General features: G+C 65.4%; 11 protein-coding genes and 3 tRNA genes. 8 read left to right on the top strand and 6 right to left on the bottom strand.

Annotated features, from left to right (window positions below):
• Positions 1-6: 6 nt before the first annotated feature.
• From KVT32_RS03045 to KVT32_RS03030, 4 genes are all read right to left on the bottom strand, one after another.
• Positions 7-1,446: a DegQ family serine endoprotease gene (locus KVT32_RS03045; RefSeq protein WP_056322366.1), complete on the bottom strand. Its 1,440-nt coding sequence runs from the start codon at positions 1,444-1,446 to the stop codon at positions 7-9.
• Positions 1,447-1,509: 63 nt separating this feature from the next.
• Positions 1,510-2,838: an ATP-binding protein gene (locus KVT32_RS03040; protein ID WP_217617700.1), complete on the bottom strand. Its 1,329-nt coding sequence runs from the start codon at positions 2,836-2,838 to the stop codon at positions 1,510-1,512.
• The gene (locus KVT32_RS03035; RefSeq protein ID WP_062838637.1) at positions 2,835-3,494 is read right to left on the bottom strand and encodes a response regulator; all 660 of its coding nucleotides are present in this window, start codon (positions 3,492-3,494) and stop codon (positions 2,835-2,837) included. The genes KVT32_RS03040 and KVT32_RS03035 overlap by 4 nt, the downstream gene beginning before the upstream one ends.
• A 139-nt stretch (positions 3,495-3,633) precedes the next feature.
• A tRNA-Thr gene (locus KVT32_RS03030) sits at positions 3,634-3,709 on the bottom strand.
• Positions 3,710-3,923: 214 nt separating this feature from the next.
• Between KVT32_RS03030 and KVT32_RS03025 the strand changes: the two genes are divergently transcribed.
• The 3 genes from KVT32_RS03025 to KVT32_RS03015 all read left to right on the top strand — a co-directional run bounded on the left by KVT32_RS03025 (position 3,924) and on the right by KVT32_RS03015 (position 6,098).
• Positions 3,924-3,999 (top strand) — tRNA-Asn (locus KVT32_RS03025).
• Between the two features lie 90 nt (positions 4,000-4,089).
• Positions 4,090-5,091, top strand: coding sequence for a GTP-binding protein (locus tag KVT32_RS03020; RefSeq protein WP_175156246.1), 1,002 nt, complete (start codon positions 4,090-4,092; stop codon positions 5,089-5,091).
• A 101-nt stretch (positions 5,092-5,192) separates the two neighbouring features.
• Positions 5,193-6,098 carry a LysR family transcriptional regulator gene (locus tag KVT32_RS03015; protein WP_152383799.1) on the top strand — a complete coding sequence of 302 codons (906 nt, stop codon included), beginning with the start codon at positions 5,193-5,195 and terminating at the stop codon, positions 6,096-6,098.
• A gap of 224 nt (positions 6,099-6,322) precedes the next feature.
• Here the strand turns inward: KVT32_RS03015 and KVT32_RS03010 are convergent, their stop codons facing one another.
• Together KVT32_RS03010 and KVT32_RS03005 are read right to left on the bottom strand one after the other, a co-directional pair.
• Positions 6,323-6,532: a hypothetical protein gene (locus KVT32_RS03010; RefSeq protein ID WP_217617699.1), complete on the bottom strand. Its 210-nt coding sequence runs from the start codon at positions 6,530-6,532 to the stop codon at positions 6,323-6,325.
• Between the two features lie 173 nt (positions 6,533-6,705).
• A tRNA-Met gene (locus KVT32_RS03005) sits at positions 6,706-6,782 on the bottom strand.
• Between the two features lie 63 nt (positions 6,783-6,845).
• Between KVT32_RS03005 and scpB the strand changes: the two genes are divergently transcribed.
• From scpB to infB, 5 genes are all read left to right on the top strand, one after another.
• Entirely contained in the window at positions 6,846-8,078 is a 1,233-nt protein-coding gene (gene scpB, locus KVT32_RS03000) for an SMC-Scp complex subunit ScpB (protein ID WP_217617698.1), read from the top strand.
• Between the two features lie 17 nt (positions 8,079-8,095).
• A complete protein-coding gene (gene rluB, locus KVT32_RS02995; RefSeq protein WP_371825563.1) occupies positions 8,096-9,982 on the top strand; it encodes a 23S rRNA pseudouridine(2605) synthase RluB in 1,887 nt (628 codons plus the stop codon).
• A 479-nt stretch (positions 9,983-10,461) separates the two neighbouring features.
• On the top strand, positions 10,462-10,965 hold the full coding sequence (gene rimP, locus KVT32_RS02990) for a ribosome maturation factor RimP (RefSeq protein WP_056322384.1): 504 nt from the start codon (positions 10,462-10,464) through the stop codon (positions 10,963-10,965).
• Positions 10,962-12,440: a transcription termination factor NusA gene (gene nusA / locus KVT32_RS02985; RefSeq protein WP_056322387.1), complete on the top strand. Its 1,479-nt coding sequence runs from the start codon at positions 10,962-10,964 to the stop codon at positions 12,438-12,440. Before rimP ends, nusA begins: the two co-directional genes overlap by 4 nt.
• Positions 12,441-12,537: 97 nt before the next feature.
• Complete coding sequence (gene infB, locus KVT32_RS02980) at positions 12,538-15,606, top strand: translation initiation factor IF-2 (protein WP_217617696.1); 3,069 nt, start codon at positions 12,538-12,540, stop codon at positions 15,604-15,606.
• Position 15,607 lies beyond the last annotated feature (1 nt).

The following is a 15,607-nucleotide window of genomic DNA, read 5'->3' as shown; positions in this document are numbered from 1 at the left end:
GGCCGGTCAGCCGATCTGCACCGGCACGAAGATCTTGTCTTCGCCCCGCTGCACCAGCAAGGCCACGGTCTTGCCCGCCTTGGACAACTCGGCCTTCACCTGGCCGACGTTGTGCACCGGCACACCATTGAGCGACAGCAGCACGTCGCCGGGCTGAATGCCAGCCTTGGCGGCGGGGCCGGCCGAACGTTCGATCAGCAAGCCTTCCGCACCGGCCTCCTGTTGCTCCTGCGGGCTCAGGGGGCGCAGCGCCAGCCCAAGCTGGCCGCGCTGTACTTCCTGGCCGTCGGCCGACGCCTGCGTCTTGTCCTTGGGCACGCCACCCAGCGTCGCGACCATTTCCTTCTGCCCGCCATTGCGCCACACGTCCAGCTTGATCTTCTCGCCGGGGGCGGCCATGGTGATCGTGGAAGCCAGATCGCCCGAAGACACGATGGTCTTGCCGTCGATCTTGCGCACCACGTCGCCCGGTTGCAGGCCGGCCTTATCCGCCGCGCTGCCCTTTTCGACGCTCGATACCAGCGCGCCCGACGGCGAATCCAGCTTGAACGAATCGGCCAGGTCCTGGTTCACTTCCTGGACCGTCACGCCCAGACGCGCATGCTGCACCTTGCCGTGCTCGAGGATCTGGTCCTTGATCTTGTAAGCCAGGTCGATGGGGATCGAGAACGACAGACCCTGGAAGCCGCCGGTGCGGCTGTAGATCTGCGAATTGATGCCCACGACTTCGCCGCGGTCGTTGAACAGCGGTCCGCCCGAGTTGCCGGGGTTCACGGCCACGTCGGTCTGGATGAACGGCACCGACGTGTCGTCCGGCAGCGAGCGGCCCTTGGCGCTGACGATGCCGGCGGTGGCGGTGTTCTCCAGGCCATAGGGGGAGCCGATGGCCAGCACCCATTCGCCCACCTGCAGCTTGTTGACGTCGCCCACCTTGACCACCGGCAGGTTCTTCGCCTCGATCTTGATGACGGCGACGTCGGTCTGCGGATCGGCGCCCAGGACCTTGGCCTTGTACTCGCGGCGGTCGGTCATCTTCACGGTCACTTCCTTGGCGTCCTGGACCACGTGCGCGTTGGTCAGGATGATGCCGTCCGAGCTGACGATAAAGCCCGAGCCTTCGCCGCGCATCGGCACTTCACGGGCTGGCGCGCGGCCGCGAGAGCCGGGAATCTGGCCAAAGAACTGGGCGAACGGGTCGTCGCTCTCGGCGGCGGACACCTTGCGTGTGCCGCTCACGCTGATGTTGACGACGGCCGGACCGGATTCGCGCGTGATCTGCGCGAAATTGGGCGGCACGGACGCGCTGATCGGCTGCGAAGCCGCGGTGGGGGCGTCGGCAGCCATCGAAACGCTGCCGGTCAAGGCGGTGGCACCTGCGCCGCCAATGGCGCCGGCGGCCAGCAGCGCCATGATGAGGCGCGAGGGTTTGATTTGCGTGGTCTTCATGTCGGCTCCTGCGATCATGTTGGGGACATGGCGCTATCTTCAGGCCCGACACTTAGGGGAAACTTAAGCAGGAAAATCCACGCGCGCGCGCAGGCCCTGGCCGGCAGGCGGATCTTCCAAAGTGATGGTGGCGCCATGGCGGTCGGCGATGGTGCGCGCGATGGCCAGCCCCAGCCCGCTGCCATGCGTCGTGTTGCCTTCGGCGCGATAGAAGCGGTCGAACACGCGCTCGCGTTCGTGGACGGGGATGCCCGGGCCCGCGTCGTCGATCAGCAGCGAGACCCGGTCCGGCGTGCGGTCAAGGCGGATGCCGACGCGCCCGCCGGCAGGCGAGTGCTTGATCGCGTTGTCCAGCAGATTGCGCGCAAGCAGCACCAGCGCATCGCGATTGCCGCGCACCTGTGCCTCTGCCTCGCCGTCCAGCGCAATGTCGATGGATTTGGCGTTCGCCTGCGGCAGCGTCTCGGATATGGCCTGGCGCAGCACGTCGGCCAGATCCACGGGCGCAAGCGGCGTCTGCGCCTGCGCGCCTTCCTGGCGCGCCATCGACAGCAACTGCTCGACCAGCCGCGTGGCGCGATCGATGCCCGCGGCCAGGCGCTGCTCGGCAACCTGGCGGGCCTCGGGGTCGGTTGCGCGCTGCAGCGCCTGCATCTGCAGGCGCAATGCCGCCAATGGCGAGCGCAATTCGTGCGCCGCGTCGCCCACGAATTGCTTCTGTTGGGCAAAGGCGCCGCGCATGCGTTCGAGCAGCAGGTTCAGTTCCTGCACCAGCGGGCGGATTTCATCGGGCAGCCCCCGCACGCTCACGGGCGACAGGTCTTCGGGCTGGCGCGCGGCCACTTGCGCGCGGGCGCGCTTGACCGGCCGCAGCGACCAGCTCACGACGCACCAGATGATCAGCATCAGCAGCGGCGCGGCCGCGGCGATCGGCGCGACGGTGCGCAGTGCAAGCGCGCTGGCCATGTTCTTGCGCACGCGCATATCCTGCGCCACCTGGATCACCTGGAAGGGCGTGGCCAGCGAATACACGCGGTAGGTCTCGCCCTCGAGCCTGGCATCCGAAAACCCCAGCACGATCTGGCTGGGCAGGCGCAGGCGGGAGCGCGAATTGAAGACCCGCAGGCCGTCCGGCGTCCAGATCTGGATGATGAGATCGTCGGCAACCGGCGAACCCGCCCCACGCGCGTGCGTCGGCCCCGTGCTGAGCAAGCCGTCGCCGGTGCCCAGCGACAGCGCCGTGCGCTGCAGCAGCGAATCGAAGATGTCGTCGGCTTGCGCCAAGGTGCTGCGGTAGGCGATTGCGCCTTGCACCAGCGCGCCGACCGCGATGGCGGCCAGAAGAAAGAAAAGCAGCCTGGCTCTCAGCGAGTAGCTAAGCGGAATGCTCATGTTTTGGGGATGACATAGCCGACGCCTCTGACGTTCTGGATCAGGTTCGGACCCAGTTTCTTGCGCAGGCCATGAATATAAACCTCAACGGCATTGCTGCTGATGCTCTCCTTCCAGCTGTAGAGTTTTTCTTCGAGCTGGGCGCGCGAGAAGATCATGCCGGGCCGGGCGATCAGGGGTTCCAGCACCGCCCATTCGCGGGCGGTCAGCGTGACCGGCGAGCCGTCGACCATGGCGGCATGGGACTGCGGGTCGATGGTGATGCCTTCGTGTTCGAAGATGGGTTCGGCCCGGCCCGCGCTGCGGCGGATCAGTGCCCGCATGCGAGCCAGCAGTTCGTCCACGTCGTAGGGCTTGACGATGTAGTCGTCGGCGCCGGCGTCCAGCCCCGCGATACGGTCGCTGACCGCATCGCGCGCGGTGGCGATGAGCACCGGCGTGCGGTCCTTGCGCGTGCGCATGTCGCGCAGCAAGCTCAGCCCGTCGCGCTTGGGCAGGCCCAGGTCGAGCAGGACAAGGTCGTAAGGATCGGTGCGCAGCGCCGAGTCCGCCGCGCTGCCGTCCCGGACCCAATCAACGGCGTAGTGTTCCGCGCGCAGGCAGTCCAGCACGCTTTCGCCGATCATCGTGTCGTCTTCCACGAGAAGAATGCGCATGGTTTTTTCCGCTGGGGTGGTCCAAGGGGGTTGGACGCGCAGCGATCAGCCCGAGTTCCCGGCTGGGGCGGGGCGGGCGGGACGAGGATAGGGGGCGGAAATGAAAAAAGCAGCCCGAGAGGGCTGCTTTTTGGAAATCTGGTGCCGGCAATAGGAGTCGAACCTACGACCTTCGCATTACGAATGCGCTGCTCTACCAACTGAGCTATGCCGGCAAGACCATTTGCTTTTGTTTCTGGACCAAGCCGGAAAGCGCTAAGCAAAACATCTTTTTCTTTCCCGTTCGCTGCCTTTTTTGGGGCCCGATCTGGAAAGACCGAAATCATATCAGAGTTTTTTCGCGATGGGAAACAAGGAGTGAAAAAAATCTGGAAAAAGATGGCGTTTGCACTCGATGAATTTTTAGTTCATAATTTCGGTCTTGGCAGATCCCCGATAGCTCAGTCGGTAGAGCGACGGACTGTTAATCCGCAGGTCGCTGGTTCGAGCCCAGCTCGGGGAGCCAAAAGAATGTTGGGCCGCTCACGCAAGTGAGCGGCCCTTTTGGTTTTTGCGGCGTGGCGCCGTTGCGCGTCCATCAAAGGGTCGAATCGGCATGAGTGACGACAAGCGCGTGGGCGTGACCGTGGTGTCCGGCTTTCTGGGCAGCGGAAAGACGTCGCTGCTCAATCGCCTGCTGCAAGAGCCCGCCTATGCCGGCGCGGTGGTCATCGTCAATGAATACGGCGATATCGGGGTCGATCATCATCTGGTCCGGCTCGCCCCGGACAATGTCGTGTTGGTCGAGGGCGGCTGCCTGTGCTGCGTCGTCAGCGGCTCGGTGGTCGACACCTTGCGCGATCTGTTCATGTCGGCGCTCGGGCGCAAGATCAAGCCGTTTCGGCACGTCGTCATCGAAACCAGCGGCCTCGCGGATCCGGCGCCCATTCTCTTCACGCTCAAGCATGACCGGTTTCTGGCCGAACGCTACGTGTACCGGGGCGCGATCGTGGTGGTGTCGGCGACGCATGGCGCCGGGCAGTTGCAGACGCAGCCCGAGGCGGCCCGGCAGCTGGCGCTCGCCGACACGGTTGTGGTCAGCAAGTCCGACCTGGCCGATCAGGCGCAAGTGCAGCAGGTCGAGCGGGCGGTTGCTGCCATCAATCCCGGCGCAGGGCGGTGCGTGCAGCGCCCGGACGAGCCGCTTGCGCTCATGCTGCGCGAGGCGCCGGATCTTTTTGCGCGGCAGGATGGCGTGATTGCCGCCAATTGGCTTGCGGCCTTTTCCACGCCCCCGGGCGCTCGGCATGCGGGCGTGGGCAGTGTGTCGATCACGTTGCAGGCGCCCGTCGGGCGGGCAGCGTTTCTGGCGGGCATGGCCCGGATCCAGGAGCACTATGGGCAAGGCTTGCTCAGGATGAAGGGGCTGATCTGCTTCGAGGGCGAATCCATGCCCTGCGAGGTGCATGGCGTTCATGGCGAGTTGTACCCGCTGCAGGCCTTGCGCGCCTGGCCGGACGCAACGCGCGCGTCGCGGCTGGTGCTCATCGTGCGGGGCGTGGCGGAGACGGAAGTGGCCGGGGCCGTGCGCGAGGCGCTGGGGCAGCCCGCGGCCTGATCCTTTCGAAGGACCCCGTTTCATTGATCGATATTCCGTTGCGGATGCGGCGCGGAAATACGGTATAACCGGAACGGTCTGATGCCCGTGCCGAGACGAAGATGGATCGACTGAAAGCCATGCAGGTGTTCGTCGAGGTTGCCGACCGGGGCAGCCTGTCGGCGGCCGCCGTCCATCTGGACATGTCGCGGGCCATGGTGTCTCGCTACCTGGCCGAGATGGAGCAATGGGTCGGCGTGCGGCTTCTGCATCGCACCACGCGGCGCCTGAGCCTGACGCCGGCCGGCGCCGAAACGCTGCCACGCTGCCGCCAGATGCTGGATATGGTTGGCGACCTGCATAGCGCCGTCGCCACCCCCGAAGACACGCCGCGCGGCCTGCTGCGCATCACGACGAGCATGTCCTTCGGCGCCCGTCACCTGGCGCCGGCGGTCACCGACTACGTCAAGCGGCACCCCGGCACATCGGTCGACCTGATGCTGGTGGAGCGGGCGGTCAATCTGGTGGAAGAGCGCGTGGATCTTGCCGTGCGGATCACCAATGACCTCGATCCCAACCTGATTGCGCGCAAGCTGGCCGTGTGCCGCTCGGTGGTTTGCGCATCCCCGGAATATCTGGCGCGCGAAGGTGTGCCGGCGCGCATCGAAGATCTGTCATTGCGCAACTGCCTGACGCATTCCTATTTCGGTAAAAGCCTCTGGCGTTTCGAACGCGACGGCGAGCCGGTCGATGTGCCGGTCGGCGGCAACATCAGCGCCAATGAAGTGTCAGTATTGTCGTCCGCGGCGGTGGAGGGGGCGGGCATTGCCATGTTGCCCACCTATTACGCGGCCGAATACATTGCGTCTGGCAAGCTGCAGGTCATCCTGCGCGAGTGCAAACCTCAGGAGCTTGGCATTTATGGCGTTTATGCCTCGCGCCGGCAAATGCCGCTGATTTTGCGCTCGATGCTGGATTATCTTGCCGAGCGGCTGGGATCGGCGCCGTGGGACAGGCCGGCAACCTAGACTCCGGGTGCGCCGCAGCTTGAGAGCGCAATATATGGCGGTATAATTTGCCGGCATTTGACCTTAAAAAACCTAAGAATCATTCCGGCCTGGTGGCAGGTCGGCGCAATCCGCGGCACGGCTCGGTTTGCGCATGGGGGTGTGCCAGTGGGCGTGTCTGTCTGGCAGCGGCGCTACTGCGTCGCGCGGCTGTGGCCGATGCCTGTTGGTTCTAGTCGTTGCAATCAATACTTTCGCGGATAACGCTTGGTGCCGGTGGTTCCGGCGCGTTCCGCAGCCATTTTGGCGACCGGCGTCGGCATAGCTGGCGCCAGCTTTTCCAGATTTTGCTCAGACCGGATTTTGCTCAGACGTTTGCCGCTGCTGCGCAGCAGCGGCAGGCGTTCCGCCTTATGGGCGCCGGCGCGCGGCGGTAAACAGGAACCCAGTGACAATTTCGCAAGCCAACATCGACTGTTGCGCCGCCGCTCATGCGGCGGCCCGGGTGTTTGCGCGCGAAGATGCCTGCTGTCGCGGGTTCGTCCGCAATTCGAATGCCGGTTTCTCGCGCATTCAATTTGGCCGCGCAAATGAAAAAGGCCCGGCGAATGCCGAGCCTTCATCGAATTGGTTGCGGGGGCAGGATTTGAACCTACGACCTTCGGGTTATGAGCCCGACGAGCTGCCAGACTGCTCCACCCCGCGTCTGAGAAAAGAATATTAACCTTATTTTAAACCAAGCGCAAGTTAGCTCCTTTTTGAATTTGGATGTCGATGAACGATAGCGAGGCAATACTCGTGCTGGAAACCGCGCTGCTGTGCGCGGTGCAGCCGATGCAGATTTCCGATATGCGCAAGCTGTTCGGGGATGATGAACAATTCGACAACAGTGCCGTGCGCCGGCTGCTGGAGACCTTGCAGGCCAACTGGGCCGACGGCGGGTTGGAACTTGTGCAGCTTGCCTCCGGCTGGCGTTTCCAGAGCCGCCCCAGCATGCAGCGCTATCTGGAGCGTCTAAGCCCGGAAAAGCCGCCTAAATATTCCCGCGCCGTGATGGAAACGCTGGCCATCGTGGCTTGGCGCCAACCCGTGACGCGCGGGGATATCGAAGACATCCGGGGTGTGACGGTGTCGTCGCAGATCGTCAAGGCCCTCGAAGACCGTGGCTGGATCGAGGTGATCGGTCATCGTGACGCGCCGGGACGCCCCGCGCTGTTCGGCACCACGCGTCAGTTCCTGGACGATCTGGGGCTGCGCGCGCTGGACGAGCTGCCGCCGCTGGAAACCGCGCACGCGGCCGCCGCACTGGCCGGGCTGGATCTGGGCGAAGTGCAGCAGGTGCTGGGCGAGGGGCCGGAACCGGCCGAAGGCGAGGGCGCCGCGCCAGCAGGCGAGGCGGCCCAAGAAGGCGCCGCGCTTGGCGCCGATGGCGTAGAGCCGGGCTCGGATGTTGAGCCGGACCAGGCGGCGCCCGAAGGCGAAAATCTGCCCCTGGCTGGCCTCGACGAACAAAACCGCGAGAACTTCCCTGTTGCGGAATTGTCTGTTTCGGAAGACGAGGCCCCCATGGCGGCCATCGATAGCGTAGAATCCCAGCTTTCGCGCACAGAAGAAGGCGCGGATCCCGCCGACGAATCCACCGTCCGGGAGCAAGCCGAAGGCTTGTCCGATACGCCGCTCTCGTCCGATCTTCCCGACGACAGGGCTGGCAACGACACTTCCGATATGGCCGCCGATGCCTCCGAGGCCGGTGCTGCAAAGGAAAGAGTCGAGAACGCAAAACACGCGGAACCGACTGACCCGACTGACAAGACCGATGCCGAGGCCCCTGGCGACGCCAGGCGTGAGCCCGTTCATGGTCTTGGCGGGGCTGTTCAGCCCGACGCCGATGCCGCCGTCGCGGCGCCGGAAGAGGCGGACCCCGAACGGTCCGGGTCTGGACGGGATTCGGCGTCCCCAGATGATGACGAGCCTGCTCCCGGCAGGCCTACCCAAGTTTGAAATTCGGAGCTGTCCCAGTGACAACGAATACAGCAATACAGGACGACACCCCCCGTTCGGATGACGCCGTTGCCGGCGCGCCGGAATCCTCCGCCGCGCGCGAACCGGCCGCCGAAGGCGATGCCGGCGCCCGCGGCCGCGGACGCAAGCTGAGGACGCCATTCCGCCGCCGTCGTGGCGATGCCGCCGCCGAACAGGCCCCCGCCGCCGAAGGCCAGGCCGCCGCGCCGGCCGCGCCGGTCGAGTCCGCGGACTCCCGTGGCGGCGAGCAGGAGGCCGAACAGGCCCTGTCCTACCTGGACACGGCTGACCGCATGGAGCAGCGCCTGGGCAAGTACCTGAACAGCGAAGCGGTCATGCCCAAGCTGCACAAGGTGCTGGCGGATGCTGGCATCGGCTCGCGCCGCGAAATGGAAGAACTGATCGTGGCGGGCCGCGTGTCCGTCAACGGCGAGCCGGCGCATATTGGCCAGCGCGTGGGTCCCAACGACCAGGTGCGCGTCAACGGCAAGCCCATCATGCGCGCCAACACCAAGAAGCCGCCGCGCGTGATCCTGTATCACAAGCCCGCCGGCGAGATCGTCAGCCACGACGACCCCGGCGGCCGTGCCAGCGTGTTTGCGCGCTTGCCCAAGCTGCGCACCGGCAAGTGGCTCTCGGTGGGCCGCCTGGACTTGAACACCGAAGGCCTGCTCATCTTCACGACGTCGGGCGACATGGCCAACCGGATCATGCACCCCCGTTATGGCACGGAACGCGAGTACGCCGTCCGTGTCCTGGGCGAAATGGACGAAGCGCAGCGCCAGTCGCTGGTGGACGGCATCGAACTCGAAGACGGTCTGGCCGCGTTCGGCGCGCTGGATTATCTGGGCGGCGACGGCAGCAACCGCTGGTATCGCGTCACGCTGCAAGAGGGCCGCAACCGGGAAGTGCGCCGCATGTTTGAAGCGGTTGGCGTCACGGTCAGCCGCCTGATCCGTACGCGCTTTGGCGATGTCGTGCTGCCGCGCACGCTGCGCCGTGGCCGCTGGGACGAACTGGATGCGTCTCTCGTGACCGCGCTGATGGTGCAACTGGGGCTGTTGCGTGACGACGACGATTCGTCCGGCAACCGCCGCCGCTCCAAGCAGCCGCAATCGCATGACAGCGCGCTGCCCCCGGGGTTTGGCACGCTGGACCGCAATGGCATGAATGGCGCCCGCATCGGGCGCCGCGGCAAGCTGCAGGGCGGCGGTGTGGGCAGCGCGGGTCAGGCCGCGGCGTGTCCGTCCGATCCGTTCGGCACCGGATTGATGATTGCTGGCGGCTATGCCAACGGCCACCCGCTCTCGGGCGAGGGCGGCTTCGGCAATCGCAAGGGCAAACCGGGTTCGCGGCCCGCTGGCGCCGGCAAGCCCGGTGGCAAGGCGGGCGGCAAGCCGGGCGGCAAGGCAGGTGGACGCTCGGGCGGCAATGCTCGCGGGCCTCGCGCTGCGGCGAACGCCGGCCCGGGTAACCCGATGGCCAGCAGCCCGGCGGGCGGCAATGTCGCAGGCGTGAACCCGGCGGTTGGCGGCATGGCGGAAGCGCCGGCTGGCGCGGGCCGCAGGCCTGGCGGCAAGTCCGGTGGCAAGCCGGGCGGCGGCAAGCCGGGCGGCAACAAACCGGCAGGCGCGCGTGGCGGCAATGCGGCGCGCGGCGGCAAGCCGGCTGCCGGCGGCCGCGGCGGCAACAAGGCCGAAGGCGCACGCGCCGGCGGCAACAACAAGGGTCCCGGCGCGGGCGGCAAGCCGCGCACGCCGCGTGCGGGCGGCGCTCGCAGCGAAGGCGGTCAGCGGGGCGACGATTGGCAGCCGCGCAGTGCGTCGGCGCACGAATCCCGCTTGGGTGTCGTGGGCGGCGGCCGGGGACGTCAGGGGCGCTGATCCCTGCAGGGCGGCCCGCTGAACGCGCTGCCGCCCCGCATCCGTCCCATATAAACGTAAGCCCGTGACGAATCAGGCGATTTTCCCGTTTATCTGGTAAAATCAATGGTTTTCATGGCTTCGCGTCATGGCTTTTTGCTGGATGCACTGGTTTATCAAGTGCGCTTTACCGCAAAAAGCACGTCGGCTGCATGTGTGCCGACCGGGCGCTCGGCTTTGTGCTGGCGTGTTGGCGTGCCCAGGGGCGCTGCTTGCAGCAGTCTCGTTGGAGCGAGCCGCTATCTGCGGACGGCGCACAGGCGCCACGGCATTGATCCCGACCCCGGCCAGACCGGGACGGGCAGTCAGGACGGCGCAAGCCAAAAATTAGGTCGCAATATAGGGCACTGCCCAGCATTGCTCCTTACGTGCAGTAGGGAAGCGGCTGGGCTCTGTGCAATATCGGTGGGCTGGGCGTGCAGCCCATTTTTTTTGAGTATATGGCTGATTTATTCGCATTGACCGAAGAGGCTCTGGCCGGCATGGACGTCGAACTCGTCGACGTGGAACGTGCCGCCCTGGGTCTTTTGCGCGTCACGATCGATCGGGTCGGCGGTGTGCGCATCGAAGACTGCGAGCAGGTGTCCCGCCAATTGTCGCGGGTCTATGAGGTCGAGAACATCGACTATAAGCGCCTCGAGGTCGGGTCGCCGGGCGTGGATCGCCCGCTGCGCACCGAGGCCGAGTTCCGCCGGTTCGCAGGCGAGCGCATCGAAATCAAGCTGCGCGAAGCATTGGACGGCCGCAAGGTCTTCTCGGGCACGTTGACCGTGCCGGAAGACGACGCCGCTGCTTCCGACGCGGCTGCTGGCATGCACAAGACCGTGTTCGGTCTCGAATTTGAGGCAAAAAAGAACGAAGTCCAGGTGTTGAATTTCACGGTCGAAGACATCGAGCGTGCAAAACTGGATCCCGTTCTGGATTTCAAGGGCAAAAAGCGATGAGTCGCGAAATTCTTCTGTTGGTCGATGCCTTGGCGCGTGAAAAGAACGTCACGCGTGACGTCGTGTTCGGCGCTCTCGAAAGTGCGCTGGCCTCGGCCATGAAAAAGCGCTTCAAGGATGATGCGGACATTCGTGTTTCCATCGATAGGGAAACGGGAGACCACGAAGGCTTCCGCCGTTGGCTGGTCGTGCCCGATGAGGCCGGCCTGCAAGAACCCGACAAGCAGGAAATGCTGTCGGACGCGGAGGAAATCGTCCCCGGCATCAAGGAAGGCGAGTACATCGAAGAGCCCCTGGAGCCCATCGAATTCGGCCGCATCGGCGCCCAGGCCGCCAAGCAGGCGATCCTGCAAAAGATCCGCGACGCCGAGCGCGAACAGGTGCTGAACGACTTCCTGGATCGTGGTGAAACCATCGTTTCCGGCACGATCAAGCGCATGGACAAGGGCGACGCCATCGTTGAAACCGGCAAGATCGAAGCGCGCCTGCCGCGCTCCGAAATGATCCCCAAGGAAAACCTTCGGGTTGCCGATCGCGTGCGCGCCTTCGTGTTGCGTGTGGACCACGCCGCGCGTGGCCAGCAGGTCATCCTGTCGCGCACCTCGCCCGAGTTCATCCGCCAGCTGTTCGAGAACGAAGTGCCCGAGATCGAGCAGGGTCTGCTCGAGATCAAGGCTGCTGCCCGCGATGCCGGCGTGCGTGCGAAGATCGCCGTCGTGGCATACGATAAGCGTATCGATCCCATCGGGACGTGCGTGGGCATGCGCGGTTCGCGCGTGACCGCCGTGCGCAACGAACTCGGCGGCGAGCAGGTCGACATCGTGCTGTGGTCGGAAGACCCCGCGCAGTTCGTCATCGGCGCGCTGGCGCCGGCCAACGTCGAATCCATCGTCGTCGATGAAGACAAGCATGCGATGGACGTCGTCGTGGACGAGGAAAACCTGCCGAAGGCCATCGGCGCCAAGGGCCAGAACGTGCGCCTGGCGTCCGAACTGACCGGCTGGCAGATCAACATCATGACGCCGGAAGAAAGCCTGAACCGCCAGGAAGTCGAGCGTTCGGGTCTGCGCACCACGTTCATGAGCAAGCTGGACGTCGACGAGGAAGTCGCTGACATCCTGATCGACGAAGGATTTACCGGTATCGAGGAAATCGCCTACGTGCCCATGCAGGAACTGCTGGAAATCGAGGCGTTTGACGAAGACACCATCAATGAGTTGCGCGCCCGTGCCCGCAATGCGCTGCTGACCGAGGCAATTGCCCAGGAAGAGCGCCTTGAGACCGCACAGGATCTGCTAGAACTCGAAGGCATGACGCCGGAACTGGCCGCCAAGCTGGCCGAGCGTCAAGTGCATACGCGTGATGATCTGGCCGAATTGGCAACGGACGAACTGGCGGAAATTGCCGGTCTGACCGAACAGGAAGCCAGCGATCTCATCATGCGTGCCCGTGCCCATTGGTTTGACGAAGAATAACCATAAGGACACGGGTCTGCGGTGGAGGATGCTGCCGCTTCGTCCACCGCAAGTTCACGTTGTTTGTAATAGCTGCCTATAGGGAAGAGAGAGCCTAATGTCGAGTAATACCGTCGCCCAGTTCGCTACCGAGCTGAAAATGCCTGCCAACGTGCTGCTGGATCAGCTGCGTTCGGCTGGCGTTGACCTCAAATCGGTTGACGATTCCGTCACCGACAGCGACAAGGCGAAATTGCTCGAATCGCTGCGTCGCGCACACGGCGCAACCGAAGGCAAGAAGATCACGCTGACGCGCCGCCAGACTTCCGAGATCCGGCAAGCCGACGCCACGGGCCGTTCGCGCACGATCCAGGTCGAAGTGCGCAAGAAGCGCGTCTTCGTCAAGCGCGACCCGTCCGAACTCGCCCTGGAGCAGGCTGCCTCGGCCCGTCCCGAAGAGGAAGCTGCCGAGCAAGCCGCTCCGCAGGTTTCCGCTCCGGCTGCGCCCGCAGTGCCCGAGGCGCCCGCCGCCGCCGAACCTCGCGAAACGGCGCCTGTAGAGGCCGAAGCTCCCGCCCAGGCCGAAGCGCCGCAGCAGGAGCCCGCCGCTGTCGAAGCCGCCGCCCCGGCTGAAGCGCCCGCGGCAACCGAATCCGTCGCGGCCGAAGCGCCCGCCCCCGTCGAGGCCAAAGCGCCCGAAGTTCAGGCCCAGCCTGAACCCGAACCGACGCCGGCGCCTGCTCCTGCCGAGCCCGTGGCCGAAGAGGCCAAGCCCGAAATCAAGACTGAAACCACCGAGCCCAAGGCTGAAGAAGCCAAGCCGGAACCTGCTGTGCTAGCCAATAAGTCCGAAACATCTTCCTTCCAGGCCGCCGCGCCTGTTGCCCAGGCGCAGCCTGCCGCGAAATCCGAATCCGTGAAGCCCGCCGCCAAGCCCGAGGCCGCCGCGCCCGCCGCTGCGCCCAAGGTGGCCTCGCGCGCCGACAATCGTCGCGCTGCGCCGCCGTTGGCCGCTTCCGCCACGACCGCTGGCCGTGACGAAGCCCGCCGCGCCGCCGAGGCCGAGGCCGCCGCGCTGCGCGAAATGCTGAACCGTCCCCGCAAGGTGCTGCGCGCGCCGGAACCGGAAGCGCCCGCTGCCGCGCCGATCTCCGGCACGCTGCACAAGCCCGCCGGCAAGCCCGGCGCCGCGCCCGCGGCCAAGAAGGACGCCAAGCCGGCCGCGCCTGGCGCCAAGAAGACCATCAAGACCGCCGAAGTGTCGTCGACCTGGTCGGACGATTCGTCGCGCAAGAAGCCCGCCGACAAGCCGGCAGCCCCGGCCAGCCGCGATGGCTGGCGTGCAGGCGGCAAGGGCGGTGGCAAGTCGGGCGGCCGTGGTGGCCGCAACCAGCAGAACGACCGCCGCAACGAGCCGGCGCCGCAGGAATTCATCGCACGTGAAGTCCACGTGCCGGAAACCATCAGCGTCGCCGACCTGGCCCACAAGATGTCCGTCAAGGCCGCCGAAGTCATCAAGCAATTGATGAAGCTCGGCCAGATGGTCACCATCAACCAGGTGCTGGACCAGGAAACGGCCATGATCGTGGTCGAAGAACTTGGCCACGTCGCGATCGCCGCCAAGCTGGACGATCCGGAAGCCTTCCTGGACGAATCCGCCACGCAATCCGAAGCCGAACAGCTGCCGCGCGCGCCGGTCGTGACCGTCATGGGCCACGTCGACCACGGCAAGACCTCGCTGCTGGACTACATCCGCCGCGCCAAGGTTGCCGCGGGCGAAGCCGGCGGCATTACGCAGCATATCGGCGCCTATCACGTGCGCACCGAGCGCGGCATGGTGACCTTCCTGGACACCCCGGGCCACGAGGCGTTCACCGCCATGCGTGCCCGCGGCGCCAAGGCGACCGACATCGTGATTCTGGTGGTTGCCGCCGACGACGGCGTGATGCCCCAGACGCGTGAAGCCATCCACCATGCCAAGGCTGCTGGTGTGCCCATCGTCGTGGCCGTCACCAAGATCGACAAGCCCGCCGCCAACCCGGACCGCGTCAAGCAGGAACTGGTTGCCGAAGAGGTCGTGCCGGAAGAATACGGCGGCGACGTGCCGTTCGTGGGCGTGTCCGCCAAGACTGGCCAAGGCATCGACGATCTGCTCGAAAACGTGCTGCTGCAAGCCGAAGTGCTGGAACTGAAGGCGCCGGAAGACGCGCCCGCCAAGGGCCTGGTCATCGAAGCCCGTCTGGACAAGGGCCGCGGCCCGGTCGCGACGATCCTGGTGCAGAGCGGCACGCTCAAGCGCGGCGACGTGGTGCTGGCCGGTGCAAGCTTTGGCCGCGTGCGCGCCATGCTCGACGAAAACGGCAAGCCGATCCAGACGGCCGGACCGTCGATCCCCGTCGAGATCCAGGGCCTGACCGAAGTGCCGGCCGCCGGCGACGAGCTGATGGCGCTGTCCGACGAGCGCAAGGCGCGCGAAATCGCGCTGTTCCGTCAGGGCAAGTTCCGCGACGTCAAGCTGGCCCGCCAACAGGCCGCCAAGCTGGAATCGATGTTCGACAACCTCGGCGAAGGCACCCAGACCCTTACCCTTATCGTCAAGACCGACGTGCAGGGTTCGCAGGAAGCGCTGGTGCAATCGCTGGTCAAGCTGTCCACCGACGAAGTGCGCGTTCAGGTCGTGCACGCCGCCGTGGGCGGCATCTCGGAAACCGACATCAACCTGGCCATCGCCTCGCACGCCGTCGTCATCGGCTTCAACGTGCGCGCCGACGCCAGCGCCAAGAAGCTTGCCGAGAACAACGGCATCGACGTGCGCTACTACAACATCATTTACGACGCCGTGGATGAAGTTAAGGCCGCCATGTCGGGCATGCTGGCGCCCGAGAAGAAGGAAGAAATCATCGGCCTGGTCGAGATCCGCGAGGTGTACAGCATCTCCCGCCTCGGCAACATCGCCGGTTGTATGGTGCTCGATGGCATCGTGCGCCGCGATTCCCAGGTCCGCCTGCTGCGCAACAACGTGGTTCACTGGACGGGGCACCTCGAATCGCTGCGCCGCTTCAAGGACGACGTCAAGGAAGTCAAGTCGGGCTTCGATTGCGGCCTGACGCTGCGCGGCAACAACGACATCCAGGTGGGCGACCAGCTGGAAGTCTTTGAAATCAAGGAAATTGCGCGCACGCTGTAAA

It is taken from the genome of Achromobacter sp. GbtcB20, from assembly GCF_019091095.1.
In the GTDB taxonomy this organism is placed as follows: Bacteria; Pseudomonadota; Gammaproteobacteria; order Burkholderiales; family Burkholderiaceae_B; genus Achromobacter; species Achromobacter mucicolens.
Note: the sequence above shows the minus strand (reverse complement) of the source record. Positions and strands in the feature narration are given on the sequence as shown.

Bases quoted from the DNA above. Each gene is read 5' to 3' on its own strand.
- KVT32_RS03045 (WP_056322366.1), bottom strand. From the start codon at position 1,446: ATGAAGACCACGCAAATCAAACCCTCGCGCCTCATCATGGCGCTGCTG.
- KVT32_RS03040 (WP_217617700.1), bottom strand. From the start codon at position 2,838: ATGAGCATTCCGCTTAGCTACTCGCTGAGAGCCAGGCTGCTTTTCTTT.
- KVT32_RS03035 (WP_062838637.1), bottom strand. From the start codon at position 3,494: ATGCGCATTCTTCTCGTGGAAGACGACACGATGATCGGCGAAAGCGTG.
- KVT32_RS03020 (WP_175156246.1), top strand. From the start codon at position 4,090: ATGAGTGACGACAAGCGCGTGGGCGTGACCGTGGTGTCCGGCTTTCTG.
- KVT32_RS03015 (WP_152383799.1), top strand. From the start codon at position 5,193: ATGGATCGACTGAAAGCCATGCAGGTGTTCGTCGAGGTTGCCGACCGG.
- scpB (WP_217617698.1), top strand. From the start codon at position 6,846: ATGTCGATGAACGATAGCGAGGCAATACTCGTGCTGGAAACCGCGCTG.
- rimP (WP_056322384.1), top strand. From the start codon at position 10,462: ATGGCTGATTTATTCGCATTGACCGAAGAGGCTCTGGCCGGCATGGAC.
- nusA (WP_056322387.1), top strand. From the start codon at position 10,962: ATGAGTCGCGAAATTCTTCTGTTGGTCGATGCCTTGGCGCGTGAAAAG.
- infB (WP_217617696.1), top strand. From the start codon at position 12,538: ATGTCGAGTAATACCGTCGCCCAGTTCGCTACCGAGCTGAAAATGCCT.